Origin of the sequence: Acrocarpospora macrocephala, from assembly GCF_009687865.1 — a bacterium.
In the GTDB taxonomy this organism is placed as follows: domain Bacteria; phylum Actinomycetota; class Actinomycetes; order Streptosporangiales; family Streptosporangiaceae; genus Acrocarpospora; species Acrocarpospora macrocephala.
This window is the reverse complement of record NZ_BLAE01000036.1, coordinates 134,843-160,556: the sequence shown is the minus strand read 5'-3', so window position 1 is coordinate 160,556 and position 25,714 is coordinate 134,843. Positions and strand designations below refer to the sequence as shown.

23 protein-coding genes are annotated in these 25,714 nt (G+C 67.4%); 14 read left to right on the top strand and 9 right to left on the bottom strand.

Annotated features, from left to right (window positions below; genetic code table 11):
* Nucleotides 1-2 precede the first annotated feature (2 nt).
* The 5 genes from Amac_RS30330 to Amac_RS30310 all read left to right on the top strand — a co-directional run bounded on the left by Amac_RS30330 (nt 3) and on the right by Amac_RS30310 (nt 6,296).
* Nucleotides 3-1,991, top strand: a complete 1,989-nt coding sequence (locus Amac_RS30330) for a heavy metal translocating P-type ATPase (RefSeq protein ID WP_307729770.1) — start codon at nt 3-5, stop codon at nt 1,989-1,991.
* 370 nt (nt 1,992-2,361) lie between these two features.
* A complete protein-coding gene (locus Amac_RS30325) occupies nt 2,362-3,789 on the top strand; it encodes a B12-binding domain-containing radical SAM protein (RefSeq protein WP_155357831.1) in 1,428 nt (475 codons plus the stop codon).
* A 153-nt stretch (nt 3,790-3,942) separates the two neighbouring features.
* Nucleotides 3,943-4,263 carry a hypothetical protein gene (locus Amac_RS30320; RefSeq protein WP_155357830.1) on the top strand — a complete coding sequence of 107 codons (321 nt, stop codon included), beginning with the start codon at nt 3,943-3,945 and terminating at the stop codon, nt 4,261-4,263.
* Nucleotides 4,264-4,378: 115 nt separating this feature from the next.
* Nucleotides 4,379-4,879, top strand: a complete 501-nt coding sequence (locus tag Amac_RS30315; RefSeq protein ID WP_155357829.1) for a SigE family RNA polymerase sigma factor — start codon at nt 4,379-4,381, stop codon at nt 4,877-4,879.
* The gene (locus Amac_RS30310) at nt 4,866-6,296 is read left to right on the top strand and encodes a hypothetical protein (protein WP_155357828.1); all 1,431 of its coding nucleotides are present in this window, start codon (nt 4,866-4,868) and stop codon (nt 6,294-6,296) included. Before Amac_RS30315 ends, Amac_RS30310 begins: the two co-directional genes overlap by 14 nt.
* Nucleotides 6,297-6,427: 131 nt before the next feature.
* Here Amac_RS30310 and Amac_RS30305 read toward each other — a convergent pair whose 3' ends face one another.
* Entirely contained in the window at nt 6,428-6,925 is a 498-nt protein-coding gene (locus tag Amac_RS30305; protein ID WP_155357827.1) for a DinB family protein, read from the bottom strand.
* A gap of 161 nt (nt 6,926-7,086) precedes the next feature.
* Between Amac_RS30305 and Amac_RS30300 the strand changes: the two genes are divergently transcribed.
* Nucleotides 7,087-7,959: a DUF1963 domain-containing protein gene (locus tag Amac_RS30300; RefSeq protein ID WP_155357826.1), complete on the top strand. Its 873-nt coding sequence runs from the start codon at nt 7,087-7,089 to the stop codon at nt 7,957-7,959.
* A gap of 1,176 nt (nt 7,960-9,135) precedes the next feature.
* Here the strand turns inward: Amac_RS30300 and Amac_RS30295 are convergent.
* Together Amac_RS30295 and Amac_RS55390 are read right to left on the bottom strand one after the other, a co-directional pair.
* Nucleotides 9,136-9,717, bottom strand: a complete 582-nt coding sequence (locus tag Amac_RS30295) for a hypothetical protein (RefSeq protein ID WP_155357825.1) — start codon at nt 9,715-9,717, stop codon at nt 9,136-9,138.
* 191 nt (nt 9,718-9,908) lie between these two features.
* The gene (locus Amac_RS55390; RefSeq protein ID WP_218041381.1) at nt 9,909-10,535 is read right to left on the bottom strand and encodes an SHOCT domain-containing protein; all 627 of its coding nucleotides are present in this window, start codon (nt 10,533-10,535) and stop codon (nt 9,909-9,911) included.
* Between the two features lie 732 nt (nt 10,536-11,267).
* Here Amac_RS55390 and Amac_RS30285 point away from each other — a divergent pair.
* Nucleotides 11,268-11,867, top strand: a complete 600-nt coding sequence (locus tag Amac_RS30285) for an HD domain-containing protein (protein ID WP_246268797.1) — start codon at nt 11,268-11,270, stop codon at nt 11,865-11,867.
* 218 nt (nt 11,868-12,085) lie between these two features.
* Here Amac_RS30285 and Amac_RS30280 read toward each other — a convergent pair whose 3' ends face one another.
* On the bottom strand, nt 12,086-12,886 hold the full coding sequence (locus tag Amac_RS30280; protein WP_155357823.1) for a leucine-rich repeat domain-containing protein: 801 nt from the start codon (nt 12,884-12,886) through the stop codon (nt 12,086-12,088).
* Between the two features lie 212 nt (nt 12,887-13,098).
* On the bottom strand, nt 13,099-13,581 hold the full coding sequence (locus tag Amac_RS30275; protein WP_218041380.1) for a cupin domain-containing protein: 483 nt from the start codon (nt 13,579-13,581) through the stop codon (nt 13,099-13,101).
* A gap of 274 nt (nt 13,582-13,855) precedes the next feature.
* Here Amac_RS30275 and Amac_RS30270 point away from each other — a divergent pair, with 274 nt between their 5' ends.
* From Amac_RS30270 to Amac_RS30250, 5 genes are all read left to right on the top strand, one after another.
* Complete coding sequence (locus tag Amac_RS30270) at nt 13,856-14,539, top strand: DUF4253 domain-containing protein (RefSeq protein WP_218041379.1); 684 nt, start codon at nt 13,856-13,858, stop codon at nt 14,537-14,539.
* Nucleotides 14,540-14,772: 233 nt separating this feature from the next.
* Complete coding sequence (locus Amac_RS30265; RefSeq protein ID WP_155357821.1) at nt 14,773-16,305, top strand: PstS family phosphate ABC transporter substrate-binding protein; 1,533 nt, start codon at nt 14,773-14,775, stop codon at nt 16,303-16,305.
* A gap of 222 nt (nt 16,306-16,527) precedes the next feature.
* Nucleotides 16,528-17,676, top strand: a complete 1,149-nt coding sequence (locus tag Amac_RS30260; RefSeq protein ID WP_246268807.1) for an RNA ligase RtcB family protein — start codon at nt 16,528-16,530, stop codon at nt 17,674-17,676.
* On the top strand, nt 17,673-18,281 hold the full coding sequence (prfH, locus tag Amac_RS30255; protein WP_155357819.1) for a peptide chain release factor H: 609 nt from the start codon (nt 17,673-17,675) through the stop codon (nt 18,279-18,281). Before Amac_RS30260 ends, prfH begins: the two co-directional genes overlap by 4 nt.
* 305 nt (nt 18,282-18,586) lie before the next feature.
* Nucleotides 18,587-19,579 (top strand): cellulose binding domain-containing protein, encoded by a 993-nt coding sequence (locus Amac_RS30250; protein WP_155357818.1) that lies wholly within the window; start codon nt 18,587-18,589, stop codon nt 19,577-19,579.
* Nucleotides 19,580-19,625: 46 nt separating this feature from the next.
* Here the strand turns inward: Amac_RS30250 and Amac_RS30245 are convergent, their stop codons facing one another.
* The 3 genes from Amac_RS30245 to Amac_RS30235 form a co-directional block, all read right to left on the bottom strand.
* On the bottom strand, nt 19,626-20,147 hold the full coding sequence (locus Amac_RS30245) for a hypothetical protein (RefSeq protein WP_155357817.1): 522 nt from the start codon (nt 20,145-20,147) through the stop codon (nt 19,626-19,628).
* Between the two features lie 145 nt (nt 20,148-20,292).
* Nucleotides 20,293-21,108 (bottom strand): hypothetical protein, encoded by an 816-nt coding sequence (locus tag Amac_RS30240; protein ID WP_155357816.1) that lies wholly within the window; start codon nt 21,106-21,108, stop codon nt 20,293-20,295.
* A 127-nt stretch (nt 21,109-21,235) separates the two neighbouring features.
* Nucleotides 21,236-22,039 (bottom strand): helix-turn-helix domain-containing protein, encoded by an 804-nt coding sequence (locus Amac_RS30235; RefSeq protein ID WP_155357815.1) that lies wholly within the window; start codon nt 22,037-22,039, stop codon nt 21,236-21,238.
* A 311-nt stretch (nt 22,040-22,350) separates the two neighbouring features.
* On the opposite strand from Amac_RS30235, the gene Amac_RS30230 reads away from it, so the two are divergent.
* Together Amac_RS30230 and Amac_RS54530 are read left to right on the top strand one after the other, a co-directional pair.
* Nucleotides 22,351-23,625, top strand: a complete 1,275-nt coding sequence (locus tag Amac_RS30230) for a M23 family metallopeptidase (protein WP_170322739.1) — start codon at nt 22,351-22,353, stop codon at nt 23,623-23,625.
* Nucleotides 23,626-23,709: 84 nt separating this feature from the next.
* Entirely contained in the window at nt 23,710-25,095 is a 1,386-nt protein-coding gene (locus Amac_RS54530; protein ID WP_174900240.1) for an FG-GAP repeat domain-containing protein, read from the top strand.
* A gap of 89 nt (nt 25,096-25,184) precedes the next feature.
* On the opposite strand, the gene Amac_RS53895 is transcribed toward Amac_RS54530, so the two are convergent.
* Nucleotides 25,185-25,481 carry a cupin domain-containing protein gene (locus tag Amac_RS53895; RefSeq protein WP_170322738.1) on the bottom strand — a complete coding sequence of 99 codons (297 nt, stop codon included), beginning with the start codon at nt 25,479-25,481 and terminating at the stop codon, nt 25,185-25,187.
* Nucleotides 25,482-25,714 lie beyond the last annotated feature (233 nt).

Here is a 25,714-nt window from a genome sequence, read left to right as displayed (position 1 = left end):
CTGTGGTCGCCGAACTCAGAACCTTCCCCGCCCGTGATACCGCGCCAGGCCGGGCCGCCTCATCGTGGCGGTCCGGAATGTGGTCGTTGCCGGAGGTGCGCTGGGCGGCGGTCGCGACAGCGCTGTTCGCCGCCGGTGGCATCTGCTGGCTGGCCGGAGCGCCGCCGTGGCTGTGGTGGGGCCTGTACCTGGCCTGTTACGCGGCTGGAGGCTGGGAACCCGGCCTGGCGGGTTTGCGGGCGCTGCGCGAGCGGACGCTGGATGTGGACCTGCTGATGGTCGCCGCCGCGATCGGCGCCGCCGCGATCGGCCAGGTCTTCGACGGCGCGCTGCTGATCGTCATCTTCGCGACCTCCGGCGCGCTGGAATCGCTCGCCACCAAGCGCACCGAGGATTCGGTGCGCGGCCTGCTGGATCTGGCACCCGAGCAGGCGACCCGCCTGAGCGCCGACGGTGAGGAGCGGGTCGAGACCGCCGCTCTCCAGGTCGGCGAGGAAATCCTGGTACGGCCCGGGGAACGGATCGGCGCCGATGGCCAGGTGGTGTCCGGTGCCAGCGCCGTCGACCAGGCCGGCATCACCGGCGAGAGCATGCCGGTGGACAAGCAGGCCGGCGATCAGGTGTTCGCCGGCACCTTGAACGGCACTGGCGTATTGCGCGTGCGGGTGATGCGCCCGGTCGGCGAGACGGTGATCGCCCGAATCGTGGCCATGGTCGCCCAAGCCGGCGCCACCAAGGCGCGCACCCAGCTGTTCATCGAGAAGGTCGAGCGGCGCTACTCCGTCGTCATGGTCGCCGCCACCCTCGCGCTGTTCGCGCTGCCGCTGCTGTGGGGCGTGCCGGTGCAGGACAGCCTGCTGCGCGCGATGACCTTCATGATCGTCGCCTCCCCGTGCGCGGTCGTGCTGGCCACCATGCCGCCGCTGCTGGCCGCCATCGCCACCGCCGGACGGCACGGCGTGCTGGTCAAGTCGGCCGTGGTGATGGAACAACTCGGCACCGTCACGGCGGTCGCCTTCGACAAGACCGGCACCCTGACCGAGGGCCGCCCGCACGTGACCGGCGTGCACGTCCTGCCCGGCGCCGGCCTCGCCGAGCCGCGGCTGCTCGCGCTGGCGGCCGCCGCCGAGCAGTTCTCCGAGCATCCGCTGGGCCGCGCCGTGGTCCAAGCAGCCCACGCGGCGGGCCTGCCGGTGACCGCGGCGCAGGAGTTCGTCTCCGAGCCTGGCCGGGGCGTGCGCGCACGCGTGGAGTGTCATCTCGTCGAGGTCGCCAGCCCGGCTCATCTCCTGGACGATGGCCAGGATGCCGTCCAGGAACTGGTCGCCGAGCTCCAGGACAGCGGACACACCGTCGTCTTGGTCCGCCTGGACGGCGTTCTGGCCGGGCTGCTCGCCCTGGCCGACCGGATGCGGCCCGGCGCTCCCGAAGCGGTAGCCCACCTGACGGCCCTGACCGGGGCCGCGCCGGTGCTGCTGACCGGCGACAACGAGCGAGCCGCGGCCCGGCTGGCCGTACAGGCGGGTATCGGCGATGTGCGCGCGGAGCTGCTGCCGGAGGGCAAGGCGGCGGCGGTGCACGAGCTGCGAGCCCGCGGCGTGCGGGTGGCGCTGGTCGGCGACGGTGTCAACGACGCCCCCGCGCTGGCCAGCGCGCACGTCGGCATCGCCATGGGCCGCGCCGGATCGGATCTGGCCCTGGACACCGCCGACGCGGTCATCACCCGCGACGACCTGGCCACCGTCCCGGCGGTGATCGCCCTGGCCCGGCGGGCCCGCCGCCTGGTCGTGGCCAACCTCGTCATCGCCGCCACCTTCATCACCGTGCTGGTGGCCTGGGACCTGTTCGGCGATCTGCCGCTGCCGCTGGGCGTGGCCGGACACGAGGGCTCCACCGTCATCGTCGCCCTCAACGGCCTGCGCCTGCTGCACAGCGCCGCCTGGCGACGCGCCTCAGACGCTATCCCCAGTGAGCCTACGCGGGATGCCTGACTTGGGACTGGTTACTGAAAGTAGTGTCCGGCACTGCCAGGCCGACTTGCTTTGCTCGCGCGTGCACCCCACCATGGCCAGGTGAAACCCTGGGTGAAGGTGGTCTGCGTGCTCCTGGTTGGCAGTCTCGCCGGAGCGGCGGTGTTGTCCGCGGCGAGTCTGTTCGTGTCCTTCTTCTAGTGGCGGCGATCGCACCGCCGTGATCTCGCCCTCGGGCACGTGCGGGTTGCCCTCTCCCGGCTGCGGGGGCGTGCAGTCCTGCCGCCACGGACTGGGCAGATCGTGTGGGTGGGCCAGGTCTGGAATGTCTGCACAGAACAGGCACATGACCTCGGCGGTGGTTCCACATCCGGTCTCTAGCATCCAGGGCATGCGTGTCACGATGGTGCTCCCGGCGTTGACCGAGGCGACCAGCCCGCTGTTCCGGCCGGTCAAGTATGCGCTGTTTCCGCCGCTGGGGCTGGCGACCCTGGCCGGCTACCTGGGCGACGACGACGAGGTGCGGATCTGGGACGAGCACGTCCAGCGGCTGCGCCTTGACGACGACCGTCCCGACCTGGCGGTGATCCAGCCTTACATCACCTCGGCGCGGCGGGCGTACGAGCTGGCCGACGCCTACCGGTCCCGAGGCGTGTACGTGGTGATGGGCGGGCTGCACGTCACCTCCCTGCCCGACGAGGCCGCCGCGCACGCGGACACCGTCGTCACCGGACCGGGGGAGGACACCTGGCCCGAGTTCCTGGCCGACTTCCGCCGCGGCTGGCCTCGGGCCCGCTACCACTCCACTCAGCGGACGCTGACCGACCTTCCGCCGGTACGGCGGGATCTGATCGATCGGCGGCGCTATCTGGTGCCCAACTCGATCGTGGTCTCCCGCGGGTGCCCGCACCACTGCGACTTCTGTTACAAGGACGCGTTCTTCGCCGGTGGCCGGTCCTTCTACACCCAGACGGTGGACGCGGCGCTGGCCGAGATCGATCGGTTGCCCGGGCGGCATCTGTACTTTCTCGACGACCACCTGCTGGGCAACCGGCGCTTCGCCGAGGCACTCTTCGCCGGCATGGCGGGAATGGGGCGGCTGTGGCAAGCCGCCGGCACGGTCGACTCGGTGCTCGCCCCCGGGCTGTTGGAGCAGGCGGTCGCGGCGGGGCTGCGCAGCCTGTTCGTCGGCTTCGAGACCATCAACGGCGGCAATCTGGCCGGGCAGCGCAAGCGGCAGAACATCGGGCGCGACTACGCCGCGGTGGTCCGGCGGCTGCACGACCAGGGAGTGATGGTGAACGCCAGTTTTGTGTTCGGCATGGACGAGGACGGGCCCGACGTGTTCGACCGTACCGTCGACTGGGCGGTGGAGCAGGGCATCGAGACCGCCACGTTCCACATCATGACCCCGTATCCGGGAACCGGCCTCTACCGCCGCATCGCGGCCGAGGGCCGGATCCTCCACCAGGACTGGGACCGGTACGACACACGACACGTCGTGTACCGGCCGATGGGAATGAGCGCCCGGCAACTCGAGGACGGATACTGGCGGGCCTACCGCGACTTCTACCGGTGGAGCGCGATCTGGCGCGGCGCCGCCACCAAGCCGCTCCCGCGCGACCGCCTGCGCCACCTCACCTACGCCGGCGGGTGGAAGAAGTTCGAGCCGCTGTGGGACCTGGCCATCCGGACGCGGCAGGTAACCCGTGTCCTGCCGCTCCTCGAAACCCTGCTGGGAAGCTACGGCGCGCGCGCCGCCCCGAAGGCACGACCCGTCGAAGGCCCTGGAAGCCGGCGATTTGAACTGCATGGATGAGATTTTCGGCAGGCGCGGACCGCGCGACGCCGATGTCCGGTCGTTTGGTCAGCCGACGTGCGGGCTTGATCAGTCGGGCTGATCTATCCAACCGGCAAGCATCCACACAGACTGTCGCTGATCTACTCGGATCCCTTGATCGAGGAGGCTCCTTTGACCGAGCAGTCCCCAGCACGCCGACGCCTGAGCCGCCGTACCGGCTTCGGCCTCGCCATGACGGCATCCGCCGCCGCACTGGTCATGTTCGCCGCCTCGCCGGCGCTGGCCAGCCCGCTGTTCGTCGGCGGCGCGCGCGGGCTGACCGCGGAGAACGCCATCCAGGGTGCGTTCGACGACGCGCGGATTTCGGCGCAGGCGGAAGGCTTCTACGGCGCGTGCACCGTAGTCGGCGAGCCGCAGGTCTTCGAAACGTTCACCGATCCGCTCTTCGGGCACCTTTTCCACGCCCAGGTCGCCATGACGTGCGCAAGGTAGACGCAGACCCTCGTTGATCAATGCGATTCGGGCATTGGCCAACGAGGATGGGATCCGTGGGCAACCATCCCCGGCGGCCAGGCGTACATATGGTCATGAGACTGGATGGGAGCGTGTGAGCGCCCCGGAGGGGTTCGCCGAGTTCGTCGCGGCTCGGGGCACCAGCTTGTTGCGTACAGCGCACCTCACCTGCGGTTCCGCCCAGGAGGCGGAGGACGTGCTGCAGAGCGCGCTGGAGCGGGCCTGCCGGAGCTGGCACCGGCTTCGCCAGGACACCGACCCCGAGCCCTACGTACGCCGGATCATCGTGAACCTCGCCATCAGCCGGGCCAGGCGCCGCGCGCTGCTCCGCATCATCCCCACGCATTCCCCGCCCGAGACGCCCACCACGAGGGACGATGTCGAGCTGCGGCAGGTGCTGATGAGCGGGCTGCGCGCGCTGCCGCCCCGCCAGCGGGCCGTCGTCGTCCTCCGCTACTGGGAGGACATGTCGGAGGCGCAGACCGCGAGACTGCTCGGCTGCTCGGTCGGCACGGTGAAGAGCCAGGCCGCCAAAGCGCTCGTACGGCTCCGCGCGCTGCTGGGAGAGGAGGTGGCCAGCAATGTCGGAGCTTGAGGTCGAACTGCGCAGTGCGATGGCGGAGGAGACAGCCGAGCTGAGGATCTCCCCGGATCTGGTGGACCGGGTCGTACGGGGTTCGCAATGGCGGCGGAAGGCACGGGCGAAGGTGGTGGCGGCGGCGATCGCGCTGTTCGCGGCGGCGGGGGCCGGACCGGCCTACCTCGTCGCCACCCGAGGCCACGAGATGATCGTGGAGGACGTCCACGCCGAGATCAATGGCGTAGAGATCAGCTACCTGCCGGACGGGCTCGACAGGCCGGAGCGGGCGGAGGTCACCCTGGCCGACCTGCGCGGTGAGGCGCTTCGCTGGTCGGAGGGTGATCGGTGGGCCGAGATCAGTGTGTACCGGACCGGTCATCGCCAGATGGAGAACGCCCTGGGCGTCCTCGCACTCAACGCCATGCCGGCCCCGGTCGAACCCAGGACGTCGGACGGTCCCGTCGTCTCGCCTGACGGAACCGACAGGCTGTGGGTCCCGCGGCCCGGGGTGCTGCTCCGGGTCACGACATCCCCGTCGTTGAAGGACGACCTCGACCGGATCGCCAGCGGGCTGCGCGTCCGGTGGACGGGGGACATCGGAGAGGTACGGGTGACGTACATGCCGGACGGCTGGCGATCCCCGGACGAGATCATGCCCTTCAGCGACGGCATCGCCCGGCGCTGGTCGTCCGACGGAGCCGGGGAGATCACGGTGGAGGTGGTGTACGGCTTGCGCGCGAAGGACCTGAAAACGCTGCAAGGGGTCTCCTGGCCGACAAGCGAGCGGCTGGTCGACCTGCGCCGAACCTCCGTCAGGGGAACGGCCGCCGCCGAAGGCCGGGTCGTCGGCGGGGAGCGCGGACCGGACAAGGGCAGGATGCGGCTGTGGGTCGTGCGGCCCGGTCTGGGCATTCGGATCTGGGCGTCGAGCAGCACGGCCGGCGACATGCAGCGGATCTCGGAGGGAATCGAGCTGATCTCCACCACCTTCGCGGAGTCGGTGGACGGGCTGAGGGCGCCTTCCCTCCCTCCGGAACTCCGAAAGGGTGATGAGACGCGGGAACTGGGCGGCGACTGGCGGGGAACCACCCGCTACTGGGGAGACAGGCCAGGCGATGGCGCCTACGTGGCCATGTCGGTGTACCGAGGGCCGTACTCCCAGGGTTGGCAGGGGGTGAAACCCGAGCCCTGGTTGACGGACATTCCCACCGCGGAGAAACAGCAGGCCGCCGTCGGGGGAGTATCTGGCACCCTGCTCACCTGGAGCGAGACCAGACGCGTCAACGGGGGACCGAGGCTGCTGCAGGGCCGCCGGTTCGTCTGGACCGCCGAGACCGGCCTGGCCATCGCGATCACGACGGTGGTCGATGCCGCCAGCTCGACGGCGTACATGACCCTGGACATGGACGCGCTCGTCCACAGTGTCCAGTGATCCCGGGGTGGAACTGGCGGAGTTCCTGGCGTTCGTTCGTGAAGACCGGTTGTTCGCACTGTGGTGGCTGATCTCCCTGCGTGGCGAAGGAGAACCCACCGCGCTCAGCGGCATGTGCGGACGTTGGCGCGTTATTCGCTTAGAAGCTGCTCGCGCAGGATGTCCGCGTGCCCGCAGTGCTGAGCGAGCTCGCGCAGCATGTGGAGGTACACCCAGCGGAGCGGGAGCGGGCCGCGCCGGTTGCCGTGGACCACGTCGTCCAGCCCGAGGGATGACGTCGCGCGGCGTGACGCTTCGCATGCTTCACGGTGTGCCCGCTGGATGGTGGCGATAGTGTCGCCGTCATCGAGAATGAACGACTCGTCCGGCGTCGCGGGGATGCCGATCTCGGCGCGCGACCGGCGTGTGACGGCTTCGTCGAACCAGACCTTCTCAACGAAGGTCGCGTGCTTCACCAGACCCAGCAGCGTGGTCCGGGAGGGCACCAACGACCGGCGCGCCTCCTCCTCGGCCAGCCCGTCCAAGCAGCGATTGAGGGCCCTGCGGTGCTCATCGAGAAACACCTCGAACTGGGCCTTGGCTGGCTTATCGATGACGTCTTCGGCGGACGTCGCCGGGAGCGAGGACATCTGCGAAGCATTCCAAGACTGGTCACTCAACAGCAACTAACGCACATCGGCAGACCAGTGCGTTCGAGTTCCTCTGGCTCCGCGGTGGATCGCTGCCACGTCTGGGCTGGCGATGCCTGCGGTACGGCCGTCGTGTCGTGGCCGGGAGGCAGGATGGGGGCGTGACGGACTGGAGGAGTGATTTCGCTGAGTTCGCGCGCGGAAATCTGCCGGTGCAGAGCGCCGAGCGCATGATCGGGCTGTTACGGCCCGCCGTCCGGCTGTATGCCGCCGCGAGCGGGGAAGTCGTGGTCGGACGGCTCGGCGGCGCGGCGCGGTTGCCGGAGAACATGGCGTGGCCGCTTGACGCGGGCGGCGGGCCGCTGTCGTTGGTGGCCGAGTTCGACTGCGGGCGGCTGGCACGCCACCCGGTGGACATCGCCCTGCCCCGCTGCGGCACGCTGCTGTTCTTCATCGCGGCCGAGTCGGGGAAGAACCAGGTGATCTACCTGCCACCGGGCACTGCCGTGGCCGAGCGACACCCGCCTGGCCACGACCGCGCCCGGGTGTACGCTGAGGTGCCGCTCGCCGCGGTCACCGAGCCGAGCTGGCCAGATCTTGGCCATCCCGCGGTACTGGACGCTTTCGGGAGTCTGGACGCGGCCAGGGAACTGGTGTGGGACCACGTGGCGGACCAGGATCCTGAGGACGCCGAGGACGAGGACGTCGGGGACGGCGAGACCTTCGCCTGGGAGCTCACGCTGTACCACGAACGGAGGATGAGGCCTGGGCCGCCACATCAGATGGGCGGGTACTCCGACACGCTGCAGAATCCGGTCGAGGTCGCGGCGGCGCATGCGGCCGGGGCCGGCTGGTACGGTGATCCGGCCTTCCAGGAAGAGGCACGCCAGTGGGTCACGCTACTGCAGGTGGCCGACGACTCCAGGGCCCAGATGATCTGGGGCGACGGGGCGTACCTGATCTGGGGCATCCGCAAGGATCACTTGGCCGCGCTCGACTTCTCCAAGGTCTATCTCTACATCTCAGGGCACTGACCCGGGCGAGTGACGATCGCCGAGCGCTGAGTCGTATGCGGTCCCCACTCGGCAAGTGCGCATTGTCAGCGGCAGAAGAGGACGTCGGCAGATCGGACATCTGCCCAGCTTTGTTGGGTGTCATCCCCAGCTTTTGCCCGACTGATCCAGCATCGCGATGCCGCGCGCGGTAGCAGCAGGAGCGGCATCATGGATTCATGCAGCGTTTCGTCGATGACGACACTGGCTACCTGGAGTGGGTGAGGCGTCACCCCGATGGATTCGTTGTCAATACCTCGCGTAACCCCAGCCCCAGCTACCTTCGTCTGCACCGCGGCGACTGCGCCACGATCACGGGAAACCCGGCAAGAGGCGTGCGCTGGACAGCTGACTATGTGAAATTCTGCGGTGACCGAGGTGAATTGGAGTTGTGGGCCCGCACCGAGGTCGGCGGAGACCTGCAGCCGTGTCCCCTTTGCCTGTGACCGTTCACGCGCACGTACCTGGACTGCGGTATGGGTCTGCCACGCGGTCAGCGGCAGATGAATGCATCAGCGGATGTTTCTGAAGCGGTGTACGTGCGGGACTGGCACGTTCGAAGGTTCCGTGATGGCTCTCTCATCGGCAAAGTCGGACGGCGGCGCAACAGTCGAAGACCGCGCGCTTCGCGGCAGAAGAGGACGTCTGCACCGGCGCGACTGCGACGGAGTCGACAGGACAGCTACGAACTCGCGGGCCGTGCCTGGTCAGTAGCCGGAAGACGGCTCGGCGACCGTTGCATCACCGTCCGGCCTTGTCGCTGTTTCGCTGCTGCTTCCGGGCGGGCTGGCCAGCACGTAGAGTCCTTGACCGGTCCGACGGAGCGGTGTTCCACCTGTGCCGGGCGGTCCTCCGGGCGCATTACTGATCATGCCCCTGAAAGGTGGGATCGAGGCTCGGCCGGTCATGATCACGGCGCAAGTAGCGTGCCCAGATCCACTCGTAGACGGCGATCCGCGTGAATGGCGTGTGCCCGTCGTCAATGCGCGGGCGGCCTGGAGGATCAGTCGCCAATTCTCAGTGCCCTCGGCCACACGCCCTCCTTGTCTCCCAACATCAAAGCTGGCGACCGGGAGGTCGGGCAACTGCTCCGGATCCTCGCCGTCGGATCGAGCGCGCTGTCGGCGGCAGATGAGTGTCCCCCGGCAGCCTGACGCGCTATCGGTAGTCGATTGGTGTGTCGAGCAGGTCAGAGATCGGTGTGCTTCCGTCGTCGGCGAAGGCCTCCACCGCGGCTAGGAACTCCTCGAGGAAGTTGCGTAGGTCTTCGCCGACGACCGTGATGCTGCGTTCAGTGCCGTGATAGATGCCGACTTCGTAGACGGCCTCCTGCAACCGGTAGACCGGGCCGCCGACCGTGGTTGCCAAGGCGTAAAGGTCGCCGCCTCCGTTGCTACCGAAGACCACGACGGCGACGTCCTCCGCAAACGGCTCGCCGATCCGGTCGGCGCGCCCGTGATACGTGTTGCCGATCACGCTGTCCGGCGGGTGCAGAAAGTATCCGTTGGTGATGTCCGGCAGCGACAGTGGCCCGACAAATCGGTACAGGGCGAAAAGCTCATCTGGAACCCACGGCATGCGCTCGTGCAGCGCGGCCAGTTCCGCCGCGGAGGACGGCGGGCCCACACTATGATCACCCGCCTCAAACGGGTACGTCGACACGACGTCCCTCAGCGCCCGCACGGCGGCCGCCTCGACCTGCGCCGCCCAGGCCCAGGCAGTCGGCCACTCCTCGTTCAACCCCAATGCCGCCTCATCCCCTCGGCCGCTTCGCGTCGATCATCCCAGCCGCCCTCATCGCGGCAGATCCGGTCGGTTGATCTTGCGGAGTAGAGTCGAACCACCTGCGCGAGAACCGGCGTCAGTACCACGCCAAGAGATTTGGATCATGCGTCGACCCAGGCCCGGGCGACGACTGGCCGCCTCAAGTGTCAGAGACGCTCGAGCAGCTCAGCCTTCTTCTCCGCGAACTCCTCGTCCGTGAGGATGCCAGCGTCGTGGAGCGACGCGAGCTTCGCGATCTGCTCGACAACATCCGGCTGAGGTGCGGCCTCGGCCGGTGCCCCATGCTTGCCTCGCTGAATCACCGAAGAACCGAGGTCCAAGATCTTCTCGGTCACGCCAGGCTGCGCCGGGAGGGGCTCCGAAGACTCAGCCTGCGCGGAGGTATCAGTTACGACCTGCTGGCTCTCGAGCAATACGGAGAAGATCATGAACAGCTTCTCCGGCAACTCAATGATGGACTGATTGCCGTCGGCCCAGTTCACGCGGACGGTGTGCCCGGATTTCATGGCAGCCCCGAGGCCGGCACCGACAGCCCTACCGATCATCCCAGGCAGAGCAGCCTTCGCGGCAGCCTGGCCCATGACGGCGGCGACACCTTCCCTGGTCGAGAGTTCCTCCCACTCGAGCACGGTCTCGGCGTTGAGCTTGTGCCGCTTGAATGGGTTGCGTGGGTGCTGGATGGTGAGCCCGCCGTGGCCTGAGAGAACGCTGCCACTCGCCAGGTGGCCGCCCACTACGCGTCCCTGGTTCGTCAGCGCCTGCAGAATCGCCATTCGCGAACCGTAGAGCAAGACTTCGGCCCCACGCAAATGTTGTGCGTATGAAATCGGCCTCGCACAGGCCGCCGATGCGTCGGCGACGACGTCGTCGGCGCGCGGGGTTCCGCGGTTGGTCTCGCTGCTCGCTCAGCAGTGGCGAGCAGCGTGTCCCGTGAGCGGCGGACCGCCCGGTGTACCGGACTGGTTGCCGGGTACCGGTCCAGGATCTCGCCGATTCGAGTCTCCGGTCGATCTCCCAACCATCGGGAGCCGTCACAAGGTCGAGCAACGTGAGCGCATCGAGATCGTCTGGATCTGCGGCCGGCAGCTTGGCGAGCCGCTCGCTCAATCGACGGGTATCTCTACAGCGACGTCGAGCCGACGACGAGGGTCACGGTTATAGTCGCTGCCTTGCCCTCGATCTCCACCTGCGTCTCGATCGCATCTGCCCAGGTCAGATGGAGTCCGACTCTACGTCTGGGGCGCGTTTCGGCCACAAAGGTGGGGCACAAACCTGTGCGCCACGACCACTCCGCATTGAGTGGTTCGCAGTCGTGTCTGACATGCTGCCGCCCACGCTCTTCGCGGCAGATGCGACGTCAGCGGCGGCCAGGGGAGTGCGACGGAGCGAACGGTCAACGCAACGGACACGCACTCAATTCGGCAAAGTCGGACGGCGGCGCAACAGTCGAAGACCGCGCGCTTCGCGGCAGAAGAGTGTGGGCAGGTGCCGGATACCGTTTCGATGTGACTTCGGCCGCGCTGGAGCGTGCGTTGAGCGACCTCGGGGGGCCGGTATTGCGGCCGCTGCCCGATCAGGTTGCTCGTCTGCTCCGGGACCTGGTCGCGCCGCCCAGACTCGCGGCGCATTTAAGGGCCGTTCACGACGTCGCCTACCAGCTCCTCGACTGGATCGCCCGCGAGTACCCGAGCCTTGCCATCGACCGCGAGGCGGTCCTGTTCGGCGCGGCCACCCACGACATCGGCAAGACCATCCACACCGGCGAACTATCCGGTCCTGGATCCGCGCATGAGCACGCAGGCTATCGGCTCCTGCTCGACCACGGGGTCACCGAGCCGATGGCCCGCTTCGCCCGTACCCACGCCGACTGGACCCGGCCCGACATCGCAGTCGAGGATCTGCTGGTAAGCCTGGCCGACAAGATCTGGAAGGCCAAACGCGTTCCCGATCTCGAACAATTAGTCGTCGACCACCTCGCCCTCGCGGCCGGGCAGGAGCCCTGGCAAGCGTTCATGGACCTCGACACGGTCCTGACCCGCCTTGCCGAAGACGCCGACCATCGACTCGCCTTCCAAGCCGGCTATCCCATCACCAGCCGGACCTGAGCGAGGATTCGACCAGCGGCAGAAGAGGATGCTTCTGGGAGCGGGACGGCCGATCAGCGTGTCGGATCGCCTCATCGTGGCCGTAGTGCCTGGGATGGATCGCCTGCCTCGACGGTGCGTAGTTGAGCCGCAATCGCCTGCTGTCCGCCAAAGCGTGCCAACCCAAAGCGGGCCGGTGGTCCGTGGTGAGAGTTCGCGACGGGATCGTGGTCGCTACCTCATCGTCTGGCGGCCGACTGCACGATGTCCGGACCGCCGGTGTGCGGCGTTGGAAAGTACCCGGGGTGCGGCTCCGGCAGCGCCGCCACACACGCCGCGGAACATGCATTCACCAGGAACGGCAGCACGTCGGTGCCGACCAGGCGAGAGATCCAGACCTGGTGAAGCTCACCTTGGACCGGCCCGTCGCAGATGCTGCAGGTCCGCACCGCGTCGGCGCCCCACACGCCCGGGTCGAGCGCTTCGAAGTCTGCCTCTCCTACGCCGGTCACCGGCCGCAGCTTCGGAAACGGCGGCCGGAACTTGAAATTGCCGTACAGGACGCGCGTGCTCACCGTGCTGTCGGCCAACTTGGCGCATCTAGTCAGCTCATACGGATACCAATGCAGTCTGTGGGAGGTGTAGGGCTCGAAGACCTCAAGGCTCGTCATGGCCCCGATCTCGGGCGGGATGCGAACCAGATTTGTGCCGTAGAGCTCCAGATGTTTGACGGCGGTCAGCTTCGCGATCGCTGGCGGTAGCGTGACAATCTGTCGCCGCTCGGGAGCGCTCAGATCCACGAACGGCTTGAATACCGTCCGTCCATCCGCAACCGCCTCGTCGATCAGCGCAAGCAGATGCTGCCAGCCCGCCGCCTCGGTATCCTGCCGGTCCCTGTGGAAGGAGACGGTCGCAGACCGGGTCGCGACCGAGTGGCCGACGCACCGGCAACGATCGCGGGCAGGCCCGCCCGCACTGGGTCCGACCGCATCCGCAAAACGGTTGGGAAACAGCTGCGGCGTGATCTCGTCTGCCCCCATGGGCGGAGCATACCGGGACCATATTCGACCTGACACGCACGCACATCGGCAGACCAGTGCGTTCGAGTCCCTCCTCGGGTCACGAGTCAGGTGCCGGAGGCCATCTAGGCGGCGAGGATGAAGTTCGGGTGCCGGTTGAGGTCGTTGCGGGCGCGGTCGTAGCGCATCGTGGTGCGCGGGTCGGCGTGGCGGGCAATGCGATGGATCGGCGATTACTCGGCGCGGTACTGGTCGTGTTGGGCGAAGAACTCCGTCCACTGGTCCTCGGTCAGTGTCCGGCCGTTGTCCCGGATTGCCGCGAGCTCACGAAAGTACTCCTCCCGTGGCGCACCCGGAGCAAACAAGATCAGCATCGAGGAGGGTTCGTCGCTGAGGGCGCGGAATCCGTGGACGCCACCCATCGGTACGTACAGGAAGTCACCCGCTTGAGCCAGCATCCAGCGGTTGCCGTCGTAGAACTCGACCGTGCCGGACGTGACAAAGAACGACTCGGAGAACGTCTTGTGGAAGTGTGCGTCCGCACCAGCCGTGCGTGGCTGCATGTTCCACTCGAACAGACCGAACTGCCCCCTGGTCGCCGCGCCCGGCGCCACGAACCGCACATGCGTGCCCGACGTACGAAAGGTGAGGCTCTCCACGTCATCGTGGACACGGAACTCGGCACTTACTTCCCCGGTATCGCGCAAGTAGGTCACCAGATCAACTCTAGGCAGGCTGCCCCGGCCCGGGCTACCCGCCAGTCGCCCTGGCGGCGGCGCGTGGCCAGGCCGCTCCATCCGCGGCATGAGCGGATGCCGTTCCGAAGTTCTGTAACGCGCCCGCTACGACCAGCGGCGCAAGATCATTCAGTCGTATGCGAGACGTCCCGAGCGGCCGAGACTCCACAGGCCGGGGAGGCTACGCGGGTGTGCGCGGTCAGGATGGCTGACTTCGTCGCAACTGATCAAGAATCGCGTAAATTCGTTTTTCGTGAGGGACATCGTGAGTGTCGCCGGCCTCGAGTTGTATCCCGTTGAAGAGTTTCAGGTTCTTGGCGAGTCTGTCCTCGTGGTTCACGTCACCGGCGATGGGCAACAGCTGTGGCGGCAGGTACGGACTGCTCTGCCGGATTTCTATCCAATCCTTGTGTTGGACCGGGTAACCGCCTTCGACGTTGACTATGTCTTCTCCACTGACCCACGCAATGCGCCATCTGATGTGCTGGCCAGAGCCGCAGAGGTCGACGTCTACGGCCGCATCGCGGAGATCAGCGCTCGATATGCCCCTCGGGATGTCGGCACCGGTGAGGAGGGATACAACCTTGATGGCTATGACATTGCCCACTTTGGTGTGCCGCAGGACCTGGTGATCCTGCCGCGCCCCCAGCCATGGGCCGCGTTCGCCTACCTGAACTCGTATTATTCGGAGGGGCATGAACCCGAGTTGCTCGTCGCGGCAGCTCACCGCTGGTACGACCGGTACGGGGCCGAACCCACCGTCGTCGGCCTGGCCACTGGCTTCGTGGTTTCCCGTCCGCCGACCGACCTGGCCGATGCTGAACGCCTCGCGGCTGAGCACATGTTCTTCGCCGGACTGACTGCCCAAACGAGCGAGCGCGCCTACGCGCGGGCACTCAGGCACCTTGACCGGTGGGCTCTCTACGATCGGCCCTGAACCCATCGGGACGGCACTCTACCGCCCGAGCATAAGGCCGGTGGGAGCGGCACAGCGGCCGCGGGCGGGCCTCAGTCCGGCATTCGCGTCTTCGGGGTGAACATTCGACGACTGATCAGCTAATGATCTTCATTCCTTTTTCTGCCCACATAGCGTGATCAAGAGGCGATGTGTGCGTGCTCGCCTCCTGTCGGGATTTAGTGGCTTCTGGCGTAATACGAGGCTTGGCGAGCGTGAACTGGTTCAGCCCCGAGAACATCGTCGCCGTGACGGCCGCACTGCTCGGGCTCGTGGCGCCGGCCGTGGGCGGCCTGCTTCAGCTCCGTACGCGACGCGGCAAGCGCATCGGCCATCGCGTACAGATGGACACCGCGATCAGCGACCTGGGTGAGGAACACGGGCAGCCGAAGGCGCGACTGGGCCTGTTCACCAACCAGACCGGCGCCGACCAGCCCATCCCCGCCAACCCCACCCTCGTGCTGCTCCGCGTCGAGAACACCGGCACGACCAGCATCGCCGAGACCGACTACACCAATCCGGACAAGAATCATGGCCTCAACGTCATCTTCGCCGAGCGGACCGTGTGGGCCGTCGAGGTCATCGCCGATCCCAAGGCGAAGCATCTGCTGCACCACTTCGACCCGGTCGAGGACAAGGGCGGCATGCAGTACAAGGACCACGTCATTCAGCTGCCGCGCGTACCGCTCAACGAGGACGAGCACTTCAAGCTGCTCGTCCTGCTCAGCGGCGGCCCCGTCGGCGGCAAGATCGACGTCAGCGGCGGCATCCGGGACGGCAGGGTCGAATCCACCCGCAGTATGTCGGTCGATGACAAGCCGCCCCTGTTCAGCAGGTCCGCGCTGACGACCGTCGTCGTACTCGCCCTCAGCCTCATCACGCTGGCGGGCATCATCGTCTTCCGGCCGACGGCTCCCATGGGGTGCGCAACGGGCGAACTGAGGGTGATCGGCTCTACGGCCTTCGCCCCCGCCATGGAACAACTCGCCCGTCAGTACACCGCGGACTGCGCACGGTCCGAGATCATCGTGGACGCGCACGGCAGCAACGAGGGTCTGCGGGAGCTGGCGCAGGCCGACTCCCCGGCCGTGCTCGTCCTGTCGGACGGTCCCAAGCCGCCCAGCTTCACCGGCCTGTACGGGGACCAGGTCGCGGTGGCGGCCTTCGCGCTCGTGGTCAACGACAAGGTCGGCGTGAAGGATCTGACCATCGACCAGATACGCAGGATCTATCGGGCCGACGTGACCAACTGGACGGACCTCGGCGGCCCCGACCTCCCCATCCGGCTCGTGAGCCGGGACGCCAACTCCGGCACCCGGGACCTGTTTCGCCGGCGGATCCTCGGTGGACAGGGCGAGCCCGCCTTCACTTCCCGCGACTGCGTGAACAAGAACTCCCCGCAGGACAAGACCGTCCGTTGTGAGCTCAACAGCACAGCCGAGGTGCTCAAGACGGTGGCCCAGGTGCCGGGTGCCATCGGCTACAGCGAACTGCGGGCCGCGGCCGTCTCCAAGGGGCTGCACACCCTGAACATCGACGGCCACGCGCCGTCGCTCCGCGCGATCGGCGAGGACAGCTACCGCTTCACCGAGATCGAGTACGCCTACACCCGCGGCACGCCGGCCGCCGACTCGCTGACCTTGAGCTTCCTCAACTACGTGATCAGAGGCGGCGGCCAGGACGTGCTCAAGGCCTTCGGCCACCTGCCCTGCTACGCCCCGGACGGCCTCAAGCGCTGCCGTCCCTAGACGCTCAGTTCACCTTCAGCTCGACTGAAAACCATTTGCCTCGCGCATGGGCTCAGGGAACGCTGTGTTCCATGACGTTCTGACGGACAGCAACCCGCCACTGCGAGATCTCACGGCGCCAACCCGTGCCGTACTGCCGTCTGCCCACATCCTTTCCGCGGAGAAACGTCTTTGTCTCAGCAATACTCTCGGCAGGAGTCCCTGCCGTCGTCCACGCCGGCCATGGGTTCGGCCACCATTTCCGTGTTCTCTTCCCCCGCAAGCTGGATCGAGTCCGATGCCCTCGTGCAGTGCCACCAGGTGGCCGCTCTCGATGGCATGACGCACGTTGCCGCCATGCCGGACCTGCACCCCGGCAAGGGGGCCCCGATCGGGGCCGCCATGGCGTCGACCGTGTTGTATCCGTTTCTGGTGGGCTCCGACATCGGCTGCGGTATCGCCGTGTTCCCCATCACGCTCAAGCGGGCCGTACCCGCGAAGCTTGCCGCCCGGTTTCCCGACCTCGACCGTGCGCTGAGCCCTGGGCAGGATGCCGGCGACCCGGCCTGGGCCGTTGTGAAGGGCGATGTTCCCGCCGGTCACCTCGAGGGTCTCGGAACGGTCGGCCGAGGCAATCACTTCGTGGAGTTGGCGCGGATCGAGACGGTCTTCGAGCCGGGTCACGCGAGTCGTCTCGGGCTCGCCGCCGGCGATCACGTTCTCATCGTCCACAGCGGTTCCCGAGGGCTGGGCGAGCGGATCCTGAGGGCGCACACCGCGGTCCACGGTGCGGGCCCCGCTCCTGATCCCGGCGCCTATCTGGCGATGCATGACGACGCCGTACGCTGGGGATCACTCAACCGGCGGTTGCTGGCTGCCCGGGTCGCCCATGCCCTGGGGACCGAGCCTACCGAGCCGATTGTCGACCAGTGCCACAACCTGGTCGAGATCCGCGACGGGGTCTACCTGCACCGCAAGGGGGCGGCACCGGGTGACCGCCGCGACGTGCTCATCGCGGGCACGCGAGGCACCCGTTCCTACCTCGTGGCCGCCCACGCCGGGCCGGACGCCAACCATTCGGTGGCGCACGGCGCGGGCCGCAAGATGTCGCGTGCCGACGCTCTGCGCCGGGGCCGGGCCAAGCACACGGTCGAGGAGTTGCGCCGCACACCGGTGGGCTCGGTGGTGGTGTGCGGCGATCGCCAACTGCTCTTCGAGGAGGCGCCAACGGCCTACAAGCGCATCGAGCAAGTGATCGCCGACCTCGTCCACCATGAGCTGGCCACGCCCGTGGCCACCACGGTCCCCCTGGTCACCTACAAGACGCCTGACATCGGGTCGACGCCCCAACGGGACCGTCGGGGCCACCGCCGTAAGCGAGGCCGAGCATGATCGTCCACCTGCTTCTGTCGGCAGGACGTGGCCCGCAAGAATGTGCCTGGGCGCTGGCCCGGCTGCTGCGCCGCCTGGAAGCCGACGCCAGCCGGCAGGATCTGCGGACCCATCGGGTCCAGACCGTTCCCGGTGACCGGCCCGGCACCTACCGATCCGTCCTGGTCCAGATCACAGGAGTCGGCGCGGAGCCGTTCGCTGCCTCGTGGACCGGAACGCTGTGCTGGCAGGCCCCCAGCCCCTACCGGACCAGCACCGGCCGAAAGAACTGGTACATCATCGCCCAGCCGTGCCAGGTCGACACCCCGCGCGCGAGGTTCGCGGAAGCAGATGTCGATATCGTCGCCTGCCGCACCGGCGGCCCCGGCGGTCAACATCGAAACAAGGCCAGCACAGCGGTACGGGCGACCCACCGCCCCTCGGGGATCGTCGTCGTGGTCGACTCCGAGCGGCAGCTCAGCCTCAACCGCCGCATCGCCATGCAGCTGCTGCGACAGCGCATCGAGCACGGTGAGGAGGCAGCAGAACGCGCCGTCACCACCGCCCGCTGGCGTATCCACGATGAGCTCGTACGCGGAAACCCGACCCGTATCGAACGTCCATAAATGTCGAAGCAGGACCCGGCCCCATAGGAGCTGGCGCGCAGGTGCTGCGGGAAACTCCTGGCATTACATCTGCTTCGAGACGAAGAAAGGGCAGGGGCTTGCGACCGCCGAAGGGACGCACCAGGACGCAGGGCAGTGTTTTCGAGCGGCGTAGCCGCCTTCGGGATTCACCGCCCAGCGAGCTGAATGTTTCAGCTACCCAGGTGAAGTCCTACCAGGTCTGCGCAACGGTGAATCAAGTCGTGCTGTACATCCGCCCGGAACAGGCCGAATCTGAGAGCCCTTCCGCGCTCGGAGGTGTGGCCATGAGAACCCTGCGCGCATGGGCGCTGTCCACCGTTACCGTGCTGCTGGCGGCGACCGGGGTGGTCGTCACTCCCATCGCCGCACACGGGGACATCGCGTGCTCGGTCTGGTTCTCACCGCCCTGGAACAGCGGCGGCAGTTTCGGCACCAACATCACGGTCACCAACCTGGGCGACCCGGTGAACCCGTGGACCCTGCGCTTCACCTGGCCCGGCACCCAGCAGGTCACCGTGGGCTGGAACGGCACCTGGACTCAGTCGGGACCGGCCGTGACCGTGAACGCCCCATCGGTCGCACCGGCCCTGGGCACCGGGCAGAGCGTCACCATCGGCTTCTACGGGACCTACACCGGCACGAACGCACCTCCGACGTTGTTCACGCTCAACGACGTGCCCTGCACGGCGAATACAGCGCGTTCGGTCCGGCTGACCTCTCCCGTCAACGGCCAGGCCTTCACCGTACCCACGACCATCCGCCTGTCCGCGGCCACGACTCCCGCCAACTGGGCGGCCAGGATCGACTTCTACTCGGGCACGACGCTGCTCGGCAGCGCCACCAGCGCGCCGTACGTCCTCACCTGGTTAGGCGCCCCGGCGGGCAACTACACCCTGTCGGCCAGAGCCATCGACGTCAGCGGCATGAGCTACGCCTCCAACGTCGTCAACGTCGGCGTGATCGGGCCCACGGCCGGTCCCTTCGTCGCTGTCATGCCGACGTGGCTGGGCGTCGCCCCCGGCGGCACCGCCCTCTTCTCGGTCCGCCTCTCACGGGCTCCGACGAGCGACACTGTCGTCACGGCCGAGCGAATCAATGGCGACCCCGACCTGGACATCCAGTCGGGCGCGACCCTGACCTTCACCCCGGCCAACTGGAACATCTCCCAGACCGTGCGGGTGGCCGCCGGACCGGGCGCCACGGTCGACGACTCCGCCCAGTTTCGCGTCTCCGCGCCCAACCACCAGCCGAGCATATTCACCGTCACGGTGATCTGACCGCTTGTAGGGCAGGATGAAAAACGTTCACCGCACGGTATTGGCACTAGAAGAGGCCGGCGATTTCGGGGGTATTGAAGGTGCGGGTGGCTCCGGTTCGGGGGTCGCGGTAGTCGATGCTTCCGTATACCTCGTCGAATTCGCCGGGCCAGGGGTCCTCGTTGAGGCTGGACTTGGTGACGACGCGTTCGAATTCGGCGCTGAGGCCGGTTTCCGAGGCCCATACGCGGATGGTGGAAACGCCGGCGATGATGTCGTCCTGGACTTTGTCGCCTGCGTACAGCCAGGTGCGGAAGGGGTTGCGATAGGGGGCGGCCAGGATGATGGCCTGGGCCTCGGGCTGGGTTAGTTTGCGGAGGTCGATGCCGATGTGGACCAGGTAGTGCCCGGAGTCGGTCGGGGTGAGGGACAGGCAGGCGTTGTATTCGGGTTTGTAGTTGCATTGTTGTGCCGCTGAGGCGGGGGCGGCCATCAGGGTGATGCCGAGGGCGGAGGCCGTGGCCATGGCGAGCGCTCTCAGGAGGCGGCGCTTCGTACGGCCGTGGGGCCGGTGATCTATGGTGTTCAAGGTGTTCTCCTCGTGACGGGCGCCGAACCGGACGGCGGCGCCTCACCACAGAGGGCGTGACATGGAGAGACACTATGCGGACCTGATGGAACACGATGGAACTTGGTGGTTCCCGAAATTGAGGTCCGAGGGAAAGCGCCTCGGATCAGGGCCCGGCGCAGCTGGTCGCAAGGGTGAGTTCGCCGTTGGGAGTGGGGCGGAAGCCCAGGGTGTGGAGCTCTGGGATGTCGATCATGGTGACCATGTGTAATGCGCCGGCTTCGGCTACCTCGCAGATTGCCAGGCGTACGAGCGCTTCGCGTACCGTCGGGGGGATGCCGGGCTGGGTGCGGGCCAGGTCGAGGCGGGCGGTGGTGTGGTCGTCGTCCTCCCAGGATGCGGCGGCGTGGCCGACGTAGGGTTCGCCTTGGGCGTTGTTGACGTAGGCCTGTAGCCAGCAGGCGAGCTTGGCGTCGGCTAGTGACCGCTGGGGGATGGTCACGTCCATTCCCGCCTCGGCCAGCCAGTGGCCGGCCTGGAGCGCGGGTGGGGGAAGGGGCTCAATCGGGGATTGAGGCCGGGAAGAGAGTATGACGAGGGGGACCGAGCTGATGAAGAAACCGGCGGGGCAGACGTCTGGGGCATCCCGGATGTCCAGCACGACGTAGCCGTCTCGGATCGTACGGCGGCTGCGGCGGACCAGGCCGGTCCAGAGCTGTTCCGCGATGCTGAACGCGACGTCTGCGGCCCATTCGTCCACCGAGGCCAGCGGCTCGCCGGTCACCGAGCTTTCGGGTGATGCCGGGAACTCGACCTCGACGGCGTAGGTGTTGGGATCTCGCCGCCAACGGAAGATCACGAGCAGGTTGTCCGGCTCTGTGATGACGTCGATGACGGTGTAGTCGTCTGTTGCGGCGCGTGGACGGAGCAGGTGGGTTCCGAGCGCGTCGAGGACTTCCTGGCGAGACCACTCAACCGGCATGTGCCCAGTCTCCCAAAGGATCAGGACTGCCTTGGGGAGTGCAGGTCATGCCGGGCTCGAAGGGGTGGGCGCCGGCGCGGCTGGTGCTGTCGGCGGCGCGGGGAACCGCCCGGAAGGTGGTCATCGGCTACTGGTCGCATCGTGGCATGTTCGGCAGGGGGTGGGTGGTGGCGTCGACATGTTCGGCTCCGACGAAGCCCCACCCCTCCCAGCGTTCCTTGCCTGGCTCCGAGCGGTCTCCGCGGGTGTAGTACCAGACCCTTCCTCCGTCGCTCTGGACACGTCCGAGCTCCCAGCAGACGAACCAGCTCTTCGGGGTGTCCAGGACCGCTATCTTCTCGGTGCTGCCCACGTTGACGTAGAGCGGTGTGTCTGGTCGGTTGGCGCACACGAAGTCCCTGGTCCACACATGGCCGCCTTGTCTGGCGTCAACGTGCTTGACGCCGCTGCGCTCGGTGCAGAGATGCGCGGTCTCCGCGTCCGCTATGAAGTCCTGGCCGGGGCGCCAGATCAGGACTGCGCCCATGACCAGGGCCGCCAGCCCGGCCAGCGTCCACCACGTGCGTCTATTGCGTAGGAATGGCGGATACCTTTTCGCCGGGGGCGGGGATTCCGGCGACGGAGGGAGCGGTGCCTCCGGCGGCTCGGCAGGCTGGTCCGCGCCGGATTCCGCTTCGGGCAGCTGGACGGTCTGGGCCCGCACCCACCGCCGGTGCAATTCGATGATCTCCGCCTGGCTCGCCCGGCATTCTTTGGCGAACTGCTCCAGGAGAGTGAAGCGCGGCGGCACGCCCTCTCCGGAGCAATAGCGGTGGAGGGTGGATTTGCCGACGCCGAGCCTCTTGGCGAGGGCGTCGTAACTACGGCCGGTCTTGCCCTTCAACTGGCGTAGATACGCGGCCAAGTCCTCCACTGCAGAGGGCTCTGACAACCTGGCTCCTCGAGTGCCGACACCCCGAGTTTGACATCCCGAAGATTAACAGCAGAACCAGCAGCATCACTGGTATATCCCGCTCTGTCCCAACTCGCACGGGATTGCGCAGGTCAAAGCGGGTCCTTGTCCCGTTGTCCCTCACTTGTCCCAATCCCTTGCTGTGGGACAGAGGGCCGGTCACGGTGAGGACCGTCCGACGAAGAAGATCACTAATCGGCCCTCACCGGTCGACCGTCAGGAGATGCATGATCATGCGTTCGCTCATTTCCCTCCGCTCCCGGCAGCGACGTACAGGGCACCCCGGGTGGGTGAGAACAGTCACCGCGGCGGCGCTCACCGGCCTCGTGGGCGGGCTGTTGACCATTCCGGCGCACGCCGCGGCCGGTCCCAACCTTCAGCTGCCCTTCCCCTGCGGTCAGCAGTGGCGGCTGGACACCTGGGGGCACGCTCCGGCGCTCGACATGGTCAAGGAACCGGACCAGACGGGCACCGAGGGGGCCACACTCGTCGCGCCCGCCGCCGGAACGGTCAACAAGTCGTACTACCACGAGAACGCCGGCAACGTGATTCAGATCAATCACGGCGGCGGCTGGTTCACCACGTACCTGCACCTGCAGTCCCGGGCCGTCAACGTGGGCGCCTCGGTCCAGCAGGGCACCGTCATCGGGCGGGTCGGCCGGACGGGGCCCACGTCCAACAACCATCCCCACCTCCACTTCGAGCTCGGTTACGACTCGAACGGCAACGGGGAGGCGTCCTGGGGGTACGCGGGCGCCGAGCGGGTCCAGCCCACGTTCAACGGCGTCACGTACGGCAGCGCCAACAGCCAGACCTACCGAAACGTCACCAGCCGCAACTGCGGCGGCGGCAACCTGGGGGTGCTGGACTTCTATCTGTCCGACAACCAGAGCTCTTCCGCCGCCACCCGGCCGGTCTTCGCGTACGGCAACAGCCCGATGGTGCCCATCACGGGTGACTGGGACGGCGACGGCAAGGACACCGTCAGCACCTACGATCCCACCGCGGGCCGTTTCTTCATCAGCAACAACCCCGCGACCGGTCAGGCTCAGTACGTCTTCGCGTACGGCGACCCCAACGCGGTCCCGTTCGTGGGCGACTGGGACGGCGACGGCAAGGACAACGTGGGTGTCCGTATGGGCAACAGGTTCTACATGCGCACCAGCCCGGTCACCTCGGCGACCGAGACCACGCAGTCGGTGGCTTACGGGGATGCTCCCATGATCCCGCTGGCCGGTGACTGGGACGGGGACGGCAAGGACACGGTCAGCGCCTACGAGCCCGCTTCGGGCAAGTTCTTGATCAGCAACAACCCCGCGACCGGTCAGGCTCAGTACGTCTTCATGTACGGCGACCCCAACGCGGTCCCGTTCGTGGGTGACTGGGACGGCGATGGCAAGGACAACGTGGGTGTCCGGATGGGCAACGGGTTCTACCTGCGCACCAGCCCGGTGACCTCCGGCACCGAGACCACCCACTCGGTGGCCTACGGCGACGCCGGCGATCTGCCCGTGATCGGCGACTGGGACGGCGACGGCAAGGACAGCCAGGGCATCGCCCGCTGACGTCACCAAGGCCCTTCATTCTCCCCCTCGCCCTGTCTCCCGGCAGCTGGAGACAGGGCGCTCACATCTCCCCAGGAGAAGACCATGAACACGCGCCCCCGTTCCTCCGTCGTCCGGCCTCTGATCGCGCTTACCGCTCTCGTCGGCGGACTCCTCGCGTCCGCCGCCGGGGCTGTCCCGGCCCGGGCCACCGAACTTTCCCCCACCCCCTCCATTCCCGGCCCGGCCGGCTCTCCGGTGCCCGCGGAGCTCGCGGCCGCGCTGGCGTTCGCGGCGTGCGTACCGGGCGGGCCGACCGCGGCCGACAACGCGGTCGCCAACCAGGTGCGACCGTCCATGAACGGCCCGCGCCTGGGCCGGAGCGTGAACGGCTACAACGTGTCGTGTGCCCGGGTCATCACCCGTACCGTCAAGGGCCGCGGCCTGGACAAGCGAGCGGCGGTGATCGCCGTGACCACGGCGATCACCGAGAGCACCCTGCACAACTACACGGTCGCCGCCGACCACGACAGCCTGGGACTGTTCCAGCAGCGCCCCTCCCAGGGATGGGGTACCCCGGCCCAACTGACCGATCCGGTGTACGCCACCAACGCGTTCATCAACGCCATGCTGCGCAAGTACCCCAACAACTCGTGGATGAGCGGGGACATCGGCGCCATCTGCCAGAAGGTCCAGGTCTCGGCGGTTCCGGACGCCTACGGCCGCGAGGTCCACGACGCCCAGTTACTCGTCAACGCCCTGTGGAACGGCTCCGCCGATCTGGGGGTGCTGGACTTCTATCTGTCCGACAACCAGAGCTCCTCCGCCGCCACCCGGCCGGTCTTCTCGTACGGCAACAGCCCGATGGTGCCCATCACGGGTGACTGGGACGGCGACGGCAAGGACACCGTCAGCACCTACGACCCCACCGCGGGCCGTTTCTTCATCAGCAACAATCCGGCTAGCGGCCAGGCTCAGTACACCTTCTTGTACGGCGATCCCTATGCCGTGCCTTTCGTCGGCGACTGGGACGGCGACGGCAAGGACAACGTGGGCGTTCGTATGGGCAACGTGTTCTACATGCGTACCAGCCCGGTCACCACGGCCACCGAGACCACCCAGTCGGTGGCCTATGGCGACGCTCCGATGATCCCGCTGGCCGGTGACTGGGACGGTGACGGCAGGGACACCGTCAGCGCCTACGACCCGGGTGCGGGTCGCTTCTTCATCAGCAACAACCCGGTTAGCGGTCAGGCTCAGTACACCTTCTTGTACGGCGATTCCAATGCCGTGCCGTTCGTCGGCGACTGGGACGGCGACGGCAAGGACAACATCGGCGTCCGGATGGGCAACGGGTTCTACCTGCGCACCAGCCCGGTCACGACCGGCACCGAGACCACCCACTCGGTGGCCTACGGCGACGCCGGCGATCTGCCCGTGATCGGCGACTGGGACGGCGACGGCAAGGACAGCCAGGGCATCGTCCGCTGACTTGCTGCGGGGATATAAGGGACAGCCCTTGGCTGATCGTTCTTCTTGTCGACGGAAGGAGATCAAATAACCAAGGGCTGTCTGGCGTACTACATCGCGGAGACCAGGACGAACGCCACCAAGGCGCGCTGCGAGCCACGGTTCTCCCAAGCGTGACTGGTCGCCCGCTGGATGATGATGTCGCCCGCGGATACCTCGGTGACATCGTCGTCGAGCAGCATCGTGAGTGACCCTTCGAGGACCAGCCCGAAATCCAGACTTCTTGTCCTATGCATGAACGGGCTGGTCTCTCCACCCACATGGTCAGCGCTGGCATTCATCGCCGCGAAGATTTCCCGGCCGTCCATCGCGGCGATCTCGTCGGCGCTCACCGGGTCGAACTGCACGACTCTGAACACGATTCCGCTCGCAGGCGGTGCCAGGGTGAACGGCCGGTCCGTCGGCGGTTCCCCGGAGTCCGCCGGGTCGGCGGGTACCCCCGCCACATGCCACACGTCCGTGAGGGCCGTCGGCCGCCCTGGCTGCACGAGGGCACCAGATGCGGGAGCATCCGAGCTGATGTACGACCTGCCGTCGCGATCTCCCGTGACGACCACCCGAACGCGTTTGATGTCCTGCA